The organism is Microcoleus sp. B6-A1 (assembly GCF_036705085.1).
Lineage (GTDB): Bacteria > Cyanobacteriota > Cyanobacteriia > Cyanobacteriales > Microcoleaceae > Microcoleus.
On record NZ_JAUBTU010000008.1, the window covers coordinates 55,634 to 72,482 of the forward strand.

General features: G+C 44.1%; 14 protein-coding genes. 5 read left to right on the forward strand and 9 right to left on the reverse strand.

The window, feature by feature from the left end; all coding sequences use genetic code 11:
• Window positions 1-27: 27 nt before the first annotated feature.
• Window positions 28-1,098: an ATP-binding protein gene (locus QUB11_RS04535; protein WP_333389913.1), complete on the reverse strand. Its 1,071-nt coding sequence runs from the start codon at window positions 1,096-1,098 to the stop codon at window positions 28-30.
• Between the two features lie 614 nt (window positions 1,099-1,712).
• Between QUB11_RS04535 and QUB11_RS04540 the strand changes: the two genes are divergently transcribed.
• Window positions 1,713-2,657: a fused MFS/spermidine synthase gene (locus tag QUB11_RS04540; protein ID WP_333199769.1), complete on the forward strand. Its 945-nt coding sequence runs from the start codon at window positions 1,713-1,715 to the stop codon at window positions 2,655-2,657.
• 361 nt (window positions 2,658-3,018) lie between these two features.
• Here the strand turns inward: QUB11_RS04540 and QUB11_RS04545 are convergent, their stop codons facing one another.
• Window positions 3,019-4,281, reverse strand: a complete 1,263-nt coding sequence (locus QUB11_RS04545; RefSeq protein WP_333389915.1) for a lipid-A-disaccharide synthase — start codon at window positions 4,279-4,281, stop codon at window positions 3,019-3,021.
• Window positions 4,282-4,317: 36 nt separating this feature from the next.
• On the opposite strand from QUB11_RS04545, the gene QUB11_RS04550 reads away from it, so the two are divergent.
• A complete protein-coding gene (locus QUB11_RS04550; RefSeq protein ID WP_333199763.1) occupies window positions 4,318-4,794 on the forward strand; it encodes an ankyrin repeat domain-containing protein in 477 nt (158 codons plus the stop codon).
• Between the two features lie 71 nt (window positions 4,795-4,865).
• On the opposite strand, the gene QUB11_RS04555 is transcribed toward QUB11_RS04550, so the two are convergent.
• The 3 genes from QUB11_RS04555 to QUB11_RS04565 form a co-directional block, all read right to left on the reverse strand.
• The gene (locus QUB11_RS04555) at window positions 4,866-6,443 is read right to left on the reverse strand and encodes a hypothetical protein (protein WP_333199761.1); all 1,578 of its coding nucleotides are present in this window, start codon (window positions 6,441-6,443) and stop codon (window positions 4,866-4,868) included.
• 206 nt (window positions 6,444-6,649) lie between these two features.
• Window positions 6,650-7,642, reverse strand: a complete 993-nt coding sequence (locus QUB11_RS04560; RefSeq protein WP_333199881.1) for a calcium-binding protein — start codon at window positions 7,640-7,642, stop codon at window positions 6,650-6,652.
• A 150-nt stretch (window positions 7,643-7,792) separates the two neighbouring features.
• Entirely contained in the window at window positions 7,793-8,779 is a 987-nt protein-coding gene (locus QUB11_RS04565; protein ID WP_333199759.1) for a calcium-binding protein, read from the reverse strand.
• A 530-nt stretch (window positions 8,780-9,309) separates the two neighbouring features.
• Here QUB11_RS04565 and QUB11_RS04570 point away from each other — a divergent pair.
• The 3 genes from QUB11_RS04570 to QUB11_RS04580 all read left to right on the forward strand — a co-directional run bounded on the left by QUB11_RS04570 (window position 9,310) and on the right by QUB11_RS04580 (window position 14,786).
• Entirely contained in the window at window positions 9,310-13,305 is a 3,996-nt protein-coding gene (locus QUB11_RS04570; RefSeq protein WP_333199757.1) for a magnesium chelatase subunit H, read from the forward strand.
• Window positions 13,306-13,469: 164 nt separating this feature from the next.
• Entirely contained in the window at window positions 13,470-14,045 is a 576-nt protein-coding gene (locus QUB11_RS04575; RefSeq protein WP_333199755.1) for a Uma2 family endonuclease, read from the forward strand.
• Window positions 14,046-14,138: 93 nt separating this feature from the next.
• Entirely contained in the window at window positions 14,139-14,786 is a 648-nt protein-coding gene (locus QUB11_RS04580) for a Uma2 family endonuclease (protein ID WP_333199753.1), read from the forward strand.
• 393 nt (window positions 14,787-15,179) lie between these two features.
• Here the strand turns inward: QUB11_RS04580 and QUB11_RS04585 are convergent, their stop codons facing one another.
• The 4 genes from QUB11_RS04585 to QUB11_RS04600 form a co-directional block, all read right to left on the reverse strand.
• Window positions 15,180-15,554, reverse strand: a complete 375-nt coding sequence (locus QUB11_RS04585) for a hypothetical protein (protein WP_333199751.1) — start codon at window positions 15,552-15,554, stop codon at window positions 15,180-15,182.
• Between the two features lie 9 nt (window positions 15,555-15,563).
• The gene (locus QUB11_RS04590; RefSeq protein WP_333199749.1) at window positions 15,564-15,908 is read right to left on the reverse strand and encodes a hypothetical protein; all 345 of its coding nucleotides are present in this window, start codon (window positions 15,906-15,908) and stop codon (window positions 15,564-15,566) included.
• 363 nt (window positions 15,909-16,271) lie between these two features.
• Window positions 16,272-16,526: a ParE family toxin-like protein gene (locus QUB11_RS04595; protein WP_333199747.1), complete on the reverse strand. Its 255-nt coding sequence runs from the start codon at window positions 16,524-16,526 to the stop codon at window positions 16,272-16,274.
• Window positions 16,526-16,726, reverse strand: coding sequence for a hypothetical protein (locus tag QUB11_RS04600; RefSeq protein ID WP_333199745.1), 201 nt, complete (start codon window positions 16,724-16,726; stop codon window positions 16,526-16,528). Before QUB11_RS04600 ends, QUB11_RS04595 begins: the two co-directional genes overlap by 1 nt.
• Between the last annotated feature and the right edge of the window lie 123 nt (window positions 16,727-16,849).

Genomic DNA, 16,849 nt, shown 5'->3' on the forward strand with positions numbered 1-16,849 from the left:
CCCTCAGTTTAGCTCGATCGATCGATCTTAGCTGCGGGAATTGGCGATCGGAATCTCGATCGCCAATTCAGTCCCTTCTCCAATTGCGGAGATGCACTCTAACCTCCCGCCGTGTTTGTCCACAACAATCTGATAGCTAATTGACAATCCCAAACCCGTCCCGTGCCCAACTGGTTTGGTGGTGAAAAACGGATCGAAAATTTTTGCTTTTACAGATTCATTCATTCCCAGACCATTATCTTTGATGCTAATTCTTGCCCAATTCTCGGAAATAATAGAAGTAGTAATTGTCATCTGGATAGGGTTGGCTTCGATATCGTCCACTGAAGACTTTTGCTCTCGCTCCCGCAGGGCATCAACAGCATTATTAATAATGTTCATAAACACCTGGTTTAATTGCCCCGCATAACACTCGATCTTGGGCAATTCTCCATAATTTTTAATAAGATTAATAGCGGCATGACCGGGTTTTTCTTTAGTTAAGTGCTGCAAAATTAACAATGTGCTGTCAATTCCTTCGTGAAGGTTAACTGGTTTCTTTTCACCTTCATCTACCCGCGCAAAGTTGCGTAAAGTCAACACAATTTCGCGGATGCGCTCGGAGCCCACTTTCATTGACGAAAGAGTTTTCAAAAAATCTTCGCGCAAAAAGTCGATGTCAATTTTTTCCAGAAAAGCTTCAATCTCTGCATCTGTTTCGGGATACCTATCCTGGTACATTGCTAGCAATGTTAAAATGTCGCCAGCGTAGTCATTGACATAGGTAATATTGCCGTAGATGAAGTTGACGGGATTGTTGATTTCGTGGGCAATACCAGCTACCAAAATGCCCAAAGCCGACATTTTTTCGGCTTCGATCAATTTGAGCTGCGTTGTTTGCTGGTTTTGCAAAGCTTTTTCTAGTGTAGACATTCTTGCTTTTAAAATATTTTCGGAATCTCTAAATTCCTCAGTGAGCTTTTTTAGCAAAGATTCTTTTTCTTGATTAAGGGCTTGTAATTGGCTGCGTTCGGTTTCAGAATTTTCGAGTTTTTCCCGCAGCATTCGATTTTCATTTTCCAGCTCTTTGATTCTTTTTTCCCAGTCTGTTGGTTCCATCGGCTATTATTTTGAACCTAAAAATAGTGCCCTAACAGTTTAATCAGTAAATTTAGTTGCACCCTTTACCTAGTGATAAGTTTGTCGCACATCGCGTCGGCAATTTGGCCCGAAAAGTTCAACGCTGCCTTTATTTGGCTAGGTCTAAAAATCATATCTAATATACATTCTCAATGTCAAGTTATTAATAACAAGTCGGGTGAAAACCGATCGCTACTTTTATTCCCCGCTCTCGCATTTGCGGGGTTTTCATCCGATTATTGATAAATAAGCAGGCCGATCGCAAACTGATAAAGGCGGGCCCAGCGCGAAAAATTTCCCGATTCAGACAACATTTGTACAAAACCCGCCGGCAATGCAAAGCGAAAATATTAAATATGAGTGATCTCGACCGGGGGCGACGGGAAAAGTGATCTCGACTGGGCCCGCGCTCGCCCACAAGCAATCTCAAGTACCAAGCCAATTGCGAGTTCCCAGAACGCAATCACACTATAGCATTGCTGAGAAATCTCACTTTAATGTGTCGATCGTACTTACACACCCGCACCATTTTGTGCTAATAACTACTACTTGTGAGAACATCGACACAGCAGTTTATATTTGGAGAGTAATTGATGTCAGGTAGCGAAGTTCGTGCAGACTTTTGGATGAGCGAGTACATTACCCCTTGGGATATTTACGTTCACGGCGTCATCGCGGTGCTCGCTTACAAGAAAACAGCCTATCAAGAAATGTACGTAGTTCAGACCGGTACCTACGGCAAAGGCTTAGTTTTAGACGGTAAGTGGCAATCTTGTACAGGCGACGAGTTTCTGTACCACGAACCCCTGGTGCACCCAGCCATGATTTGTCACGGTTCACCCAAAAAAGTCCTCGTTCTCGGCGGCGGAGAAGGAGCTACAATTAGAGAAGTGCTGCGCTGGAAAACAGTTGAAAAAGTCGTGATGATCGACATTGACGGCGAAGTAGTAGAAGCTTGCCGCGAACACCTGCCCGAAATGCACCAAAATGCCTTTGACGACCCCCGCTGCGAAGTAGTAATCGGCGATGCTTTGGACTATTTAGACAAAACAGACAATGATTGGGATATTGTCATTTCTGACTTGTCCGATCCCATTGAAGAAGGCCCATCTTTCCAGTTGTTTACCAAGGAGTATTTTGAGAAAGTTCGCAGCGTAATGTCACCTAACGGATATTTCGTAGTGCAAGCCGGACCAGTTTCTCCTGCCGAAATGAAAATGCACGCTCGCATTGTAAATACCCTGAAATCTGTTTTCTCCAATGTTCAATCCTGCACCAGCTTTATTTCTACTTATGGAGCTCCTTGGGGTTTTGCCGTAGCTTCTAATCAAGAAATAAATACGCGACCAGATCCCGAAGTTACTGACAAATTACTCGCCGAGAAAACAACTGGCGGGTTGCGGATGTTCGATGGGATTACACTGTTGGGATTGATGCAAGTTCCCGGTCACTTACGACAGGTAATCGCCGCTGAAACCGAAGTTTACACTATGGCAGCACCGCCTAAGTTTTTCGGGAAAGGCTCTGTCAGTCAGTGAAGTTAAATTGAAATCGAGGTTAAGTTCCTGTAGGGGCGGGTTCACCAACAATAATTGCCAAAAACCGACAATCTCAAAAACCCGCCCCCACCCAACTAATAGCCTGTATCAACCTTTATTTATAAAATACGGGAATAATGCAGATTGAGTTGGGGGGGCGGGTTTATTTAGATCGTGAATTACCGTCAGAGATTTGTGGTGAACCCGCCCCTACGATACAAATCAAATTATTTCCTATTTTATTTATAAAATACGGGAATAATGCAGATTGATATTTACCGTTGGGTGGGGGCGGGTTTATTTAGATTATGAATTACAGTCAGAGATTGTTGGTGAGCCCCCCCCTACGAGGTTTTATGGATTATTGCACCTCAATTTCTTCACAAACCAATTCAGCAATTTTTTTCGCCGCCCCCGATTCTCCTCGAACCGCACGCAAACGATCGCCCATTTGTGCTAATTTTTCAGGATGGCTCAAATAGTCGATCGCCAATTGAGCAATTACTTCTGGTTCCAGCTTCCCAATCAACTCCGGCACAATCTCCTCCTGTGCCCAAATATTCGGCCAAGCATAAAGCTTTCCCTTTCCCAATTGCCAGATAAGCCAATTAATCACCGTAGCAAAAACTGAACCGACTAACGGCAAATTTGCCAGCAAACCCGGCAAACCATCCCAAGCTTTCATCGCATCCAATTGCTGCGTCGGAATCAAAACAATCATCGGTACGGCTAACGAACCCAATTCGGCAGTATTCGCTCCCACAGTAGTTAAACACAGGCTGCATTCTGATAGCAAATCGTAGGCGGGTGTCTGCGTCCAAAGTTCTACTTGCAAGTTATTTGCTGTCTGCAAAAACGGCGTTTCTGTTAAATGAAGTTCGGCGCTAGCGTTCTCAAATAAATGCAGGCAAGGATTTTGTTCCGGGTCGGCAAAACGTGCTAGAGTTTGCACATCTATGGTAGGAGCAACGGGAATTACAAAGCGAGTATCAGGGCGGAGGCGGTGGATGGATTGGGCGATCGACAAACATAACGGTACACCTAAAGCTAATTTGGCGGCTTTAGAACCGGGCAACAATCCAATTAATTCTATTTTCCGTAGGGGCGGTGCCCCCGTGCCCGCCCTGTCCGATTTCCCGTTCCCTACTTCGGCGATCAAATCTCCGACTACTGTAAATTTCTTAGCATATTTTTGGGGAATTTTAGCAAAAACTTGTGGTTTCATCGCCGCAAATTTATCAATCCAGCGATACCACCGCGCGTCCCATTCAGCATAAATAACAGTGCGATATTTTAGCCTTTTGCCAATCACAACTGTAAAAAATTGATCGCCGCCTAAAAACAAAACAACTCCTGTTTCATACCAATCCCAATTTCCAGCAGTTTTGCCCGATAATAAGAATGGAAAAAAATGCTCCGGTGCTTGCACTCTGTCAACTTCTGGGTAGGAAGATGCGATTTGTGCTTCTTTCCCGGTGGCGTGCGGACAGGGGGACAGCACCACAGAGATGCGGGCTTGAGTGCCCGCGTTTGCCAATTGCTCGCGCAAAGCTTGCACGGCGGGACGCACCCAAGTTGCCAATTCTCCGGGGCCGTTGGAGAGGATTAAAATATCTACTGCCATAGGATTTAAGATTTGAAAGGATGCAAGGGAGATTTTATGACAGATTTAATTAATGCCGTCAAGACGGGTGATGTTGGGGCTGTAGAAAGTGCGATCGAACAGCGTGCAGATATCAATGCCAAAGATGAGGAAGGTGCGACGGCTTTGACGGCTGCGGCTGAGGCTGGCAATTCGGCGATCGTCAAAAATTTGCTGGCGGCTGGTGCGGATGTCAACAGTCACGATAATGACGGGTGGACGCCGTTAATGAGTGCCGCTGCTGCCGGACATACGGAGATTGTACAGCTTTTGCTGGAGGCGGGGGCGGATGTGAATGCTAAAACTAATTTTGGTTTGACGGCTTTGATGAGTGCCGCAGGTAGCGGGCGCACTCAAGTTGTGGAATTTTTAATCGATAAAGGAGCGGATATCAAAGCGTATGATAATAATACTTGGACTGCGTTAATTTGGGCGTCTTCGGAGGGCCACAAAGATGCGGTTGAGGTTTTGAAGCTAGCGCGCGATCGGGCTTAATTGTCGGGCTAAATTTTTGAGAAACCCGGTTGCTTGGTTCGATCGGGTTTCTCATTAAGATTAATAGCTTTCTAGCCTAGCAAGAAAGGATTGATATTCCCAAACTCAGCGTTAGGAAATGTCAGTTGTCTCAAATTTAAGTCCGCACCTCCCTCAAGAATTGCAATTCTATCTCCTCGTAGTGAGATGACTAAATCTGCACCCACTGGAGATATTTGATAGTAATCCAGTTTTCCTGCTAGCTGAAGAGTATCTCCCTGATTGGGGTTGAAGCCACGAATGCGAGCCTCCCCCGGGCCCTCATACAATTGTTGAGTTATGTCCCTGTAGCTACCAGTGCTCGGTCGCGAAATAATGTTATTATGAGCCAAAATAAAAGTATCAGCACCTTCGCTGCCAATCAAGGTATCAAATTCGTTGCTGCCGTAGCTCAAATAACGGCCCTCAAAGTCAACTCCAATAACTGTCGATTTTCCCTTGCCAAAAGCAGTCACAACATCATTCCCAGAAGTCCCCACAAAAGTTGCAGAGCGATTTGTTTCAAATTGCCCAACTTTTGTATACTGATCGAGACCTGAAGCAAAACTTCCTGCTTGAACAGCCGCATCAACATCGGGATTGTTTGCTAAATATCCAGCTTCCCAAAAGTTATCCAATACAGCAACTCGATCGAAAATCAAGAAATTAGGTTCCCGATTTTCTAGAAACGGCATATTCGCAACACCCTCGACTTCAGCAATCACTGGGACAACCCTAGAGCTTGGTAGTCCCTCAATCTGAAAATTTCCAGAAGCGTTAAACTGATAGTTGTACCAGCCTCGCGTTCCCGCTACGCGGATCTTATCGGCTTGCGGGTCAAAGTTTTTAATCGTAGCTGCGCCACTGGCGACGATATACGACCTGTAGAATAGATTCCCCTTCACACCGAGAACGAAAGTATCACTACCTTGACCGCCAATGAGCGTATCGCGATCGTTAGGAAAGGGTCTGTTTTCATAAACTCTATTTCCCGCTGCATCTAAAGATACTTCAACGCCAGTGATTTCAACTTTTCCTACACCAAATCCCGTTACAATGTCAGTGTCTTTAGTCCCGACAAATGTAGCCGATCGCGCTGGCTCAAATTGTCCAAATTTTCGGTAGTGTTCCCCACCTGTTTTGAAAACTCCCGCCTTGACTGCTGCTGCTACATCGGGGTTTTTCAGCAAGTATTCGGGTTCAAAAAAGGTGTTCGCATAAAGACCTTCTTTGGCTCCGAATTTGATAAAGTGTTCCAAACCCGATTTAAAAGTGCCGTTCTGTACAAACGGCACAAGTACGGGGTATCGTTTTAAATAAAATGCTTCGTCGTAGTCAGGTGATACTTGGGTGCGGCCTTCATCGTAACCAAACTGGATAAAGTGGTCTAAACCAGAGGCAAAAGGCGCGTTTGGATTGTTGGCGCTACGAACCAGGGGAGCAATATCTGGATTTTTAGATAGATAGGTTTCTTCGTCAAAGTACCGCGATACTTTGGTCATGCCGCCGGCTTGACCGAAGTTTTCAAAGTGTTCTCTGCCGGATTTTATAATTCCTGCATCAATAGCCGGTTTCACCCAAGGATATTGCGCCAGGTAGTATGGTTCGTCAAAAATTTCATAATTAGTCATAAATTTTGCTCCAAGCTTAGTCTGCTTACTTGTCTGTTAAACTTAAACTACTATTACTAATTCTACTAACTCAGTATGTCAAGTTAATTATTGTTAAGCCTGTTTTATTATTTTTAGGGCAAACACAAAAGTGCGATCGCCCTTTTTGCGAATGTGCGATCGCCACAAACAAAATCAACACCGACTAATTAATCGCTTCGATATTTCTAGCCGAATAAAGTTCTCAATTCACCAAATACTGGCAATCGATTCAAGCTCAGATTTCCACCGCCTTCAATTACAGCGATCGTGTCAGAACTGACTTGGATTGCTAAATCTCGATTATTGTTGATCGGAAATATACTGTATTGATAGCCAAATGTTAACTGAATGCGATCTTGACCTTTGGTAAAGTTCTGAATTGTAGCCCAACCTGGCCCCTGGTATAACCCTTGATCGACGCTCAATAATTGCCCTCTATTTGTCGTAGTTAGGAATGTACGACCCAACACGAATGTATCGCTACCGCTACCGCCAATGAGAGTATCGAATTCATCGATGCCCTGACTTTTATACTCTCTGCCGCCGTTAATACCTACACCTACTTCAACTCCAATTAATTCAACATTTCCCACCCCGAAACCAGTAAGGATATCATTGCCGGAAGTTCCGAAAAAAGTCGCAGTGCGATCGGGTTCAAATTGCCCGAATTTTCGGTAGTGTTCTCCGCCCGTTTGAAAATCTCCCGCCTTAACTGCTGCTGCTACAGGCGGGTTGTCTAGCAAGTATTGTTCTTCAAAAAAGGTGTTCGCATAAAGACCTTCTTTCGATCCGAATTTGACAAAGTGCTCAAATCCTGATTTAAAAGTTCCGTTCTCTACAAACGGAGCCAGTACGGGATATCTTTTTAAGTAAAATGCTTCGTCGTAGTCAGGCGATACGCGAGTGCGACCCTCTTCGTAACCATATTGGATAAAGTGGTCTAGTCCTGTAGCAAAAGGCGCGTTTGGGTTGACTGTGCGGACAAAGGGTTTAAGCTCTGGATTTCCCTCAAGGTAAGTTTCTTCGTCAAAATACCGGGATATTTTGGTGAGACCGGCGGCTTGACCAAATTTTTCAAAGTGTTCTCTTCCAGATGTGATGATTCCTGCATCAATGGCTGGTTTCAGCCACGGATATTGCGAAAGGTAGTATTGTTCGTCAAAGATATCGTAATTCATGGTTGCTTCTTTAAGAATGTAAAGTGCGATCTTTTTTATAGAACCATCGCCCACCACCAATAAAAAATCATTAATCATCAGCATTAGCTAATGACTAATGACTAATGACTAATGACTAATGACCAATGACTAATGACCAATGACCAATGACTAACCAATCAAGAAAGTACCATTACCGTTAGATTCTTGGAAAGTTAAACCCAAGGTTGCTCCTCCTTCAATCACGCCGAGCACATCTCCAAAACGCTGGATTGACAAATTATTGCCAATGGGAGTCAGGCTGTAGCCGTTTAAAGAAGTTCCTTGCAGTTGGATAAAATCGCTTTGTATGTCGAAGTTGCGAATCGTAGCTTGACCGTTACCCAAATACAGCGGTGTCGGGGTGACATTCCCGGCTGTAGCAGGAACTCCCAGTACGAATCTATCAGCTCCCGGACTGCCAATCAGGACATCGAATTCATTGGTGCCAAAGCTTTCATACTGCCGGTTGCCCCTGGGATCGATACCTACTTCCACTCCAATCAGTTCGGTATTCCCCACACCAACACCAGTGAGAATATCGGTGCTGCGGCTACCAACAAAAGTTGCGTCGCGGCTTGGCTCATTTTTCCCGAAATTGAAGTAGTGATCCCGACCAGTTCTCAGGGCTCCAGAGTTTATAAACGGCACAATGTCGGGGTTTTCTCTTAAGTATTCCGGTTCAAAAAATGAAGTTCCAAAACGACCTTCTTTTGAGCCGAATTGAATGAAATGCTGGTATCCCGATTTGAAAGGTGCATTGGGGCCGACAAACGATCGCAACTCTGAGTTATTTGCTAAATAAAAATCTTCGCTGTACTCTGGCGATACTGCGCTGCGGCGCTGTCCTTCTTCGTAACCGAACTGAATCAAGTGATCGAGCCCACTCGCAAACGGCGCGTTTGGATTGATAGTGCGGACGAACGGTCTGAGGTCTGTGTTGACAGTCAGGTAAGTATTTTCGTCAAAATAACGCGATACTTTGGTTAGACCGCTGGCTTGACCGAATTTTTGAAAGTGTTCTAGTCCTGATTTGATGACTCCGGCATCAATGGCTGGTTTGATCCAAGGATATGAGGCAAGGTAAAATTGTTCGTCGAAAACTGCGTAGTTAGCCATGTTTTCCCCCTAAAGTTTTGATGAGTTTGAGAGTTGATAGCAATTAGCTTTCCATGAACTCGATCGCCGATCAGGAATTTACACAAAACAGACGTTATGAAAGGGTTTTAAATTACTGGGAACATATCTATTTTGCGAACTCAGCAATTATATAATGCTCGATTCTGCCGAATTTATGCTTTTTTTTCCTCAGTTAATTGAGCGATCGCAAGTTCGATCTATTCTACAAAACTTGGAACTTTTTTCAGGATTTCTTTCTCAATCGTTGGTTAATTTTTAATTATTTTTATCCTACTAATTAATCCTATACACATTAAAGCTATAATGTCAAGTAAATTTTTGTAAATAAAAAATGGAGTATTTGCTCAAGGAATTTATAAAAAAATGTAACGAAAATTTGACCTAAATTTGTCGAATTGTGTCATGTGCAGGCTCAAATCGCCTAATGGCAAGCGTTTTCTGGTAAAAATGCTTATGGGATAAAAAAATTCCCGATTCCCGAAAACAGCATCTTAAAGGAGCCTAACCGGATGTTCACTCACGTCAAGCCCACCATTCGCCACGTCGTGCCGGAAAACTTGCAGGGGCGATCGCTCATGAAGGTGGTCTATGTCGTACTGGAACCGCAGTATCAAAGCGCCCTGTCGGCAGCGGTTCGATCGATAAACCAGAAAAATCCGAATCTGGCAATAGAAATCAGCGGCTACCTGATCGAGGAACTCCGCAGCCCGGAAAATTACGAGGCCTTCAAGCGGGATGTGGCGGATGCCAATGTATTTATTGCTTCTCTAATTTTCATCGAAGATTTGGCAGAAAAAGTGGTAGCGGCAGTTGAACCGCTGCGCGACAGCTTGGATGTCGCCGTCGTCTTCCCGTCGATGCCAGGGGTGATGCGACTCAATAAAATGGGCAGTTTCTCGATGGCACAGTTGGGACAAAGCAAAAGTGCGATCGGCGAATTCATGAAAAAACGGAAGGAAAAATCCGGGAGTTCCTTCCAAGACGGAATGCTGAAACTGCTGCAAACTTTGCCGAAAGTGCTGAAATATTTGCCCATCGACAAAGCCCAAGATGCCCGCAACTTCATGCTGAGTTTCCAGTATTGGCTGGGAGGTTCCCAAGAAAACTTGGAAAACTTCTTGCTGATGCTGTCACATAAATATGTCTTCAAAGGCCAGTCACAGCCGACTTTCCAAGAACCTGTTGTCTACCCAGACATGGGAATTTGGCATCCTTTGGCATCGTCGATGTTTGAAGATGTAAAAGCATATCTGACCTGGTTTAATGCCCGTACAGATATTTCTGCGGATCTCAAAGATCCCCTCGCACCCTGCATTGGTTTAGTGTTGCAACGCACTCACTTAGTCACGGGAGATGACGCGCACTATGTAGCAATGGTGCAGGAATTGGAGGCAATGGGCGCGCGGGTTGTGCCGATTTTTGCCGGCGGTTTGGACTTCTCGAAACCTGTGGAGACTTTTTTCTTGGAAGTCGGGGCAAAAGGTGTTACACCTCTGCCGATTGTTGATGCGGTGGTTTCTCTGACTGGTTTTGCTTTGGTGGGCGGCCCGGCGAAACAAGATCACCCGAAGGCGATCGAATCTTTGAAAAAGTTAAATTGCCCTTACATGGTGGCTTTGCCGCTGGTTTTCCAAACGACGGAAGAATGGGAAGATAGCGATTTAGGCTTGCACCCGATTCAAGTTGCGTTGCAAGTTGCGATTCCTGAGTTGGATGGTGCGATCGAACCGATTATTGTGTCGGGACGTGATGGCGCAACTGGAAAGGCGATCGCCCTGCAAGATCGAATTGAAGCCATTTCCCAGCGCGCCATGAAATGGGCAATGCTGCGCCGCAAACCAAAATTAGATAAGAAAGTTGCGATCACAGTTTTCAGTTTTCCTCCTGATAAAGGCAACGTCGGAACAGCAGCTTACTTGGACGTTTTCGGCTCGATTTACGAAGTATTGAAAGCCTTAAAAGGTAATGGTTACGACTTGCCAGAATTGCCGGATTCCGCCGAAAAACTGATGCAAGAAGTCATCCATGACGCAACAGCCCAATACCAAAGTCCCGAATTAAATATTGCTTACCGGATGTCCGTAGCTGAATACGAAGAATTCACTCCTTACTCGGAACGGTTGCAAGAAAATTGGGGGCCGCCTCCGGGACATTTGAACAGCGACGGACAAAATTTGCTGATTTTTGGCAAACATTTTGGCAATGTGTTTATCGGAGTGCAACCTACTTTTGGATACGAAGGCGATCCGATGCGGTTGTTATTCTCTCGTTCTGCTAGCCCGCACCACGGTTTTGCTGCTTACTATACATATTTGGAGCGCATTTGGGGTGCGGATGCGGTGCTGCACTTTGGCACTCATGGTTCGCTAGAATTCATGCCCGGTAAGCAGATGGGAATGTCTGTCGATTGTTATCCTGACAGTTTGATCGGCAAGATTCCTAACCTCTATTATTACGCCGCCAATAATCCTAGTGAGGCAACAATTGCTAAGCGCCGCAGTTATGCTGAAACAATCAGTTATCTGACTCCTCCGGCTGAAAATGCTGGGTTGTACAAAGGTTTGCAGGAACTCAGCGAGTTAATTGCTTCTTATCAAACTTTGAAAGAGACTGGGCGGGGTGTGCCGATTGTGGATGCGATCGTCGAAAAATGCCGTTTGGTGAATTTGGATAAGGATATCGCCTTACCTCCCGAACAAGAACGAGGGGTTGCTGCGGATATGACTGCCGAGGAACGGGATAATTTAGTTGGCTTGGTTTACCGCAAGTTGATGGAGATTGAGTCGCGGTTGTTACCTTGCGGTTTGCACGTGATCGGTAAGCCACCGACTGCTGAAGAGGCGATCGCAACTTTGGTTAACATTGCCAATTTAGACCGGGAAGAAGACGGATTAATCAGTTTGTCGCGGATTATTGCTCAAAGTCTCGATCGCAATATTGACGAGATCTACACCAACAACGACAAAGGCATTTTAGCAGATGTTGAATTGTTACAAAACATCACCTTAGCCTGTCGGGATGCTGTTGGCGCTTTGGTGAAGGAACAAACCGATGCTGAGGGTCGAGTTTCCCTGGTTTCCAAGTTAAATTTCTTCAACATGGGCAAGAAAACACCTTGGATTGAAGCCTTGCACGCAGCGGGTTACAAAAAGGTCGATCCAGAACTGATTAAACCGCTGTTTGAGTATCTAGAATTCTGCTTGGAACAAGTTTGCGCCGATAACGAATTGGGCGCATTATTGCGCGCCCTAGAGGGCGAATACATTATCCCAGGCCCAGGCGGCGATCCGATTCGCAACCCGGATGTTTTGCCGACTGGGAAGAATATGCACGCTTTGGACCCGCAGTCAATCCCTACCACGGGGGCGATCAAGTCTGCTAAGGTTGTAGTCGATCGGCTGTTAGAAAGACAGCGCGTTGATAACGGCGGAAATTACCCAGAAACGATCGCCGTTGTGCTGTGGGGAACCGACAACATCAAGACTTACGGCGAATCCCTCGCGCAAGTAATGTGGATGGTGGGAGTGAAGCCAGTTCCCGACGCTTTGGGCCGGGTAAACAAACTCGAATTGCTTTCTTTAGAAGAGTTGGGACGCCCTCGGATCGACGTAGTAATTAACTGTTCTGGCGTATTCCGCGACTTGTTCATCAACCAAATGAACTTGTTAGATAAAGCCGTGAAAATGGCAGCGGAAGCCGACGAACCGTTAGAGATGAACTTCGTCCGCAAACACGCCCTAAAGCAAGCGGAAGAAATGGGAATCAACCTGCGCCAAGCAGCAACCCGCGTCTTTTCCAATGCTTCTGGTTCCTATTCATCTAACGTCAACTTGGCGGTAGAAAACAGCACTTGGGAAAGCGAAGCCGAGTTGCAGGAAATGTACTTAACTCGCAAATCCTTCGCCTTTTCTTCCGACAATCCCGGAACAATGGAACAAGATCGGCAGATTTTTGAATCATCCTTAAAAACTGCGGAAGTCACCTTCCAAAACTTGGATTCTGCTGAGATTTCCCTAACCGACGTGTCGCACTATTTCGACTCCGATCCGACTAAATTGATCGGCAGTTTGCGCGCAGATGGGAAGAAACCGGCATCCTTTGTTGCTGATACAACCACAGCCAACGCGCAGGTGCGGACGCTATCAGAAACCGTGCGTTTAGATTCGCGGACTAAGCTGCTGAATCCGAAGTGGTACGAGGGGATGTTGTCGCACGGTTATGAAGGCGTGCGGGAGATTTCTAAGCGTCTGGTGAATACGACTGGATGGAGTGCGACGGCGGGCGCTGTGGATAATTGGGTGTATGAGGATGTCAACACTACGTTTATCCAAGATGAGGAGATGCAGAAGCGTTTGCTTAACTTAAATCCTCATTCTTTCCGCAAGATTGTCAGCACTTTGCTTGAGGTGAATGGCCGGGGTTATTGGGAGACTTCGGAGAACAATTTGGATCGCTTGCGTGAGTTGTATCAGGAGGTGGAAGACCGGATTGAGGGAGTAGAATAAACCTCCTAATTTCGGACGCTCGCCTTTAATCTGTAGGGACACAGCATTGCTGTGTCCTTATATTTTTGGGAGGGTTTTGATGAGTAGGAAGCGATCGCCCTCACAACTCACTCAATATGCTACAATCCTTAATAAAGGTCGTTTAGCCACGATAAAATACCGCTATGACTACCCTCACCCTCAACCTCAATCCAATTATTAAGCTAACAGACGATCAGTTTTTTCAACTCTGTCAGGAGAATGAAAATATTAGATTGGAACGCACAGCGAAAGGAGAATTAATTATCATGTCACCAGCAGGAGGAGAGACGGGAAACAGCAATGCAGGATTAACAGCACAGATTTGGATTTGGAATGAGTCACATAAATTGGGTAAAGTGTTTGATTCCTCAACCGGATTCAAACTTCCCAATGGGGCCGATCGCTCTCCTGACGCTTCTTGGGTAAAATTAGAACGCTGGAATGCACTAACTTCTGAACAACAAAAGAAATTTCCCCCCCTTTGTCCTGATTTTGTCGTTGAGTTAATGTCTCCCAGCGATAGTTTGAAAGAAACTCAGGATAAGATGAAAGAATATCGAGATAACGGTGCTGTTTTAGGTTGGTTAATTAATCGCAAATCGCGGCAAGTAGAAATTTACCGTCTGAATCAAGAAGTTGAAGTGCTAGAATCTCCAGCAAATGTATCAGGTGAAGATGTTCTCCCCGGATTTATTTTGAATCTTGAATCAATCTGGTAATGTACGCGCGTGCGAAGCTATCCTGCAGGGAATCGCACCTGTCCAATGTTCAATAGAGTAAAATAGAGTTAAAGTTCTCGTGGAGTATTTGCAATGGTTCAAACCCTGGCGTACAGTAAAGAAGAGCTTGCAGGTTCTCACCTGGTTTTACATGATATCAGTTGGGAAACCTACGAACACTTGTTAGAAATATTTGCGGAACGTTCAACGCCGCGCATGACTTACTACCAAGGGACTTTAGAACTAATGGTACCTTTACCAGAACATGAGAGGTATAGCTGGACTCTCGGACGATTAATTGTAGCGCTTTCTGAGGAAATTGGGATTGAAATTCTCGGATTAAAATCATCTACTTGGCGTTCGGAACCGAAAAAAGCGGGCAACGAAGCTGATGAATGTTTTTATATCCAAAATGAAGCTTTAATGCGGGGAAAGTTAACTATCGATCTCAAAAATGACCCGCCGCCCGACTTAGCTGTGGAAATTGATTTGACTAGCTCATCTATCCATAAAATGGCGGTTTATGCGGAACTTAAAGTGCCGGAGGTTTGGGTTTGGAAGAAGGGGAAACTAATAATTAATATTTTAAATGATACGAGTTATGTCGAATCGGAAACCAGTTTGGCATTTGGCTCGTTTCCTGTCAAAGAACTCGCACAGTTTATGCACCTAGACTCAGAAAAGGGAGAGAATGCGAGACTTAGAGAGTTTCGGGAATGGGTGCGATCGCACTTAAATTAATTCTGGGTTTGTTACCCGCTTTATGAAATACGATCGAATTTATTCGATCGAATAAAGACGGCGGTTGAAACCGCAACTACACGAACAAAGTCCGCCTGCGCGGACTAAGAAGACTGAGTTTTTACATACTGTTTCACCACTGAATTCAAACTAAACAAAGTTATCTTTTCCTGTTCTATTGCATCGAATAAAAAGCGATTTCCAAGCGATCCCCAGGAGTGGATTGAGACTGCTCAGGAATTAGGGCGAATTGTCCCTCAACCGAAAGGTAGATTGATGTTTGCGTAGTTGAAGTAAGGATAAAATATTGCTATGACTACCCTCACCCTCAACTTCAACCCTATTATTAAGCTGACAAGGGAGTTGAGCTAGTGAACTCGGCAATCAGAGAGTTTAGAGAGAGAATAAAAAATCAGTTAGAGGATAGGCGGAAAAAAATTTATACAAGAGATATATTACCACGAAAGAGAAAAATACTGGTAATGCCTTTTTAAGAATTGTCTCTAGTGATATCTTGGATATTTCTTGATCTGACTGGTTAGTAGTATTAATATGTTGCTTTTCTGCAACTTCTAAAATTTCTGAACTGCTGTTTTCTTGGTCAGAGTTTTCTTCTTGATTCACTGAATTATCTAAAAGATTTGGCTCTTTGTTAAAATCAAGAAAATTAACCTTGGGATTTTTGATAACATAAATAGAAGATCCTATTGAAGCTAAAAAGAATAGCAATATGTTAACAATATCAGCTTGGGTGAATGTCAATATCATAAAAATACACTATTTTTTTTCTATTGTTAGTTCTCTCAAAGTTTTTCCTATTTTATAACCTAATCTTTCACCTCTAAAATAAGCATCTTTCATTATATCAGGATCGTAAGATTCAAAATGAGTATCATAATATTCTACTTTAGGATATTTATCATTACTTTTTTTGTCAACTCCCCTATATAATTTTTCACTTTGGCGGGGCCCTAAAGTTTCTTGGAACCTAGTTTCACTTCTTATTGATTCAGTTGTTTTTCTTACTATGCTAGGAGCAGCTTGGGCTTGACCAAGCGGAAGCAACCACAATAAAGCAATCCATACAATAGCTACTCCAACATAAGATAGTTTTTTGCTCATATCCCCCAGAAACCTAGAGAAAACCCAGTCATTGATCCAAAAAGAAAAAAAGCTAGCCAAGTGGCTGCCAGGGTTACAAAAGTCAAAATAAATGTTTTACCCATATAATTAATTGTTTAATTTTCATTATTAAGGTAACACTGAAGTTAACTAATTGTCAATAAGTAATTTTACGGAATTATGAAGTCGTGGATAGAGACTACCTGCTAGTGAACTATGGTATCCCATCGGTCAGACTAAAGACCCCTTAATATTTCTGGATGAAGGTGAAATCGAAAGCGATCGCCCTTATCTTCCCGAAGTGCGATCGCCCTTATCTTCCAAAAGTACGATCGCCCTTATTTTCCCAAAGCGCGATCGCCCTTATTTTCCTATCAGCCGATCGTACTCTGCGTGAGTACCAATCCAAAACCACAAAATACCTGTTTTAATTTCAATACCCAACGCCCGATAAGCTTGTCCGGCCCTTACAGACCAATAATTACCAACCTTCTTAAAATGCAAAGAAGGATGAGACGGATCTGCCTTCAGCAACTCATAACACTGATCTGCTGTAGCTTGTACATTTGATGGCAAAGCATTGTAACAATCCCAAAATTTTCGAGTAGTGTAGTGCATTAAATCTCTCGATAGTTACCACTCTCAAAATCTGCGATCGCCTCTGCTGCTAAAGCATCTAGTTTACCCTCAGCAATATCTTTCTCTAACTGAACATCCCATCGTTGGTAATCCAAATTTATAAACCACTCTAACAACTCTCCAATCTTGTTGGGCGGAAGTTGGAGAATCGCATTTTCTATCTGTTCAAGAGTCAACATAGGCTATCTTAACTTACACTAAATTTCGTTGATTTTTTTGCTTGCTATCTATTATATCTCAATTTAAAATTATGGGAAAAGCGATCGCCCTTTTATTCTCAAAGTTCGATCGCCCGTTTCTTC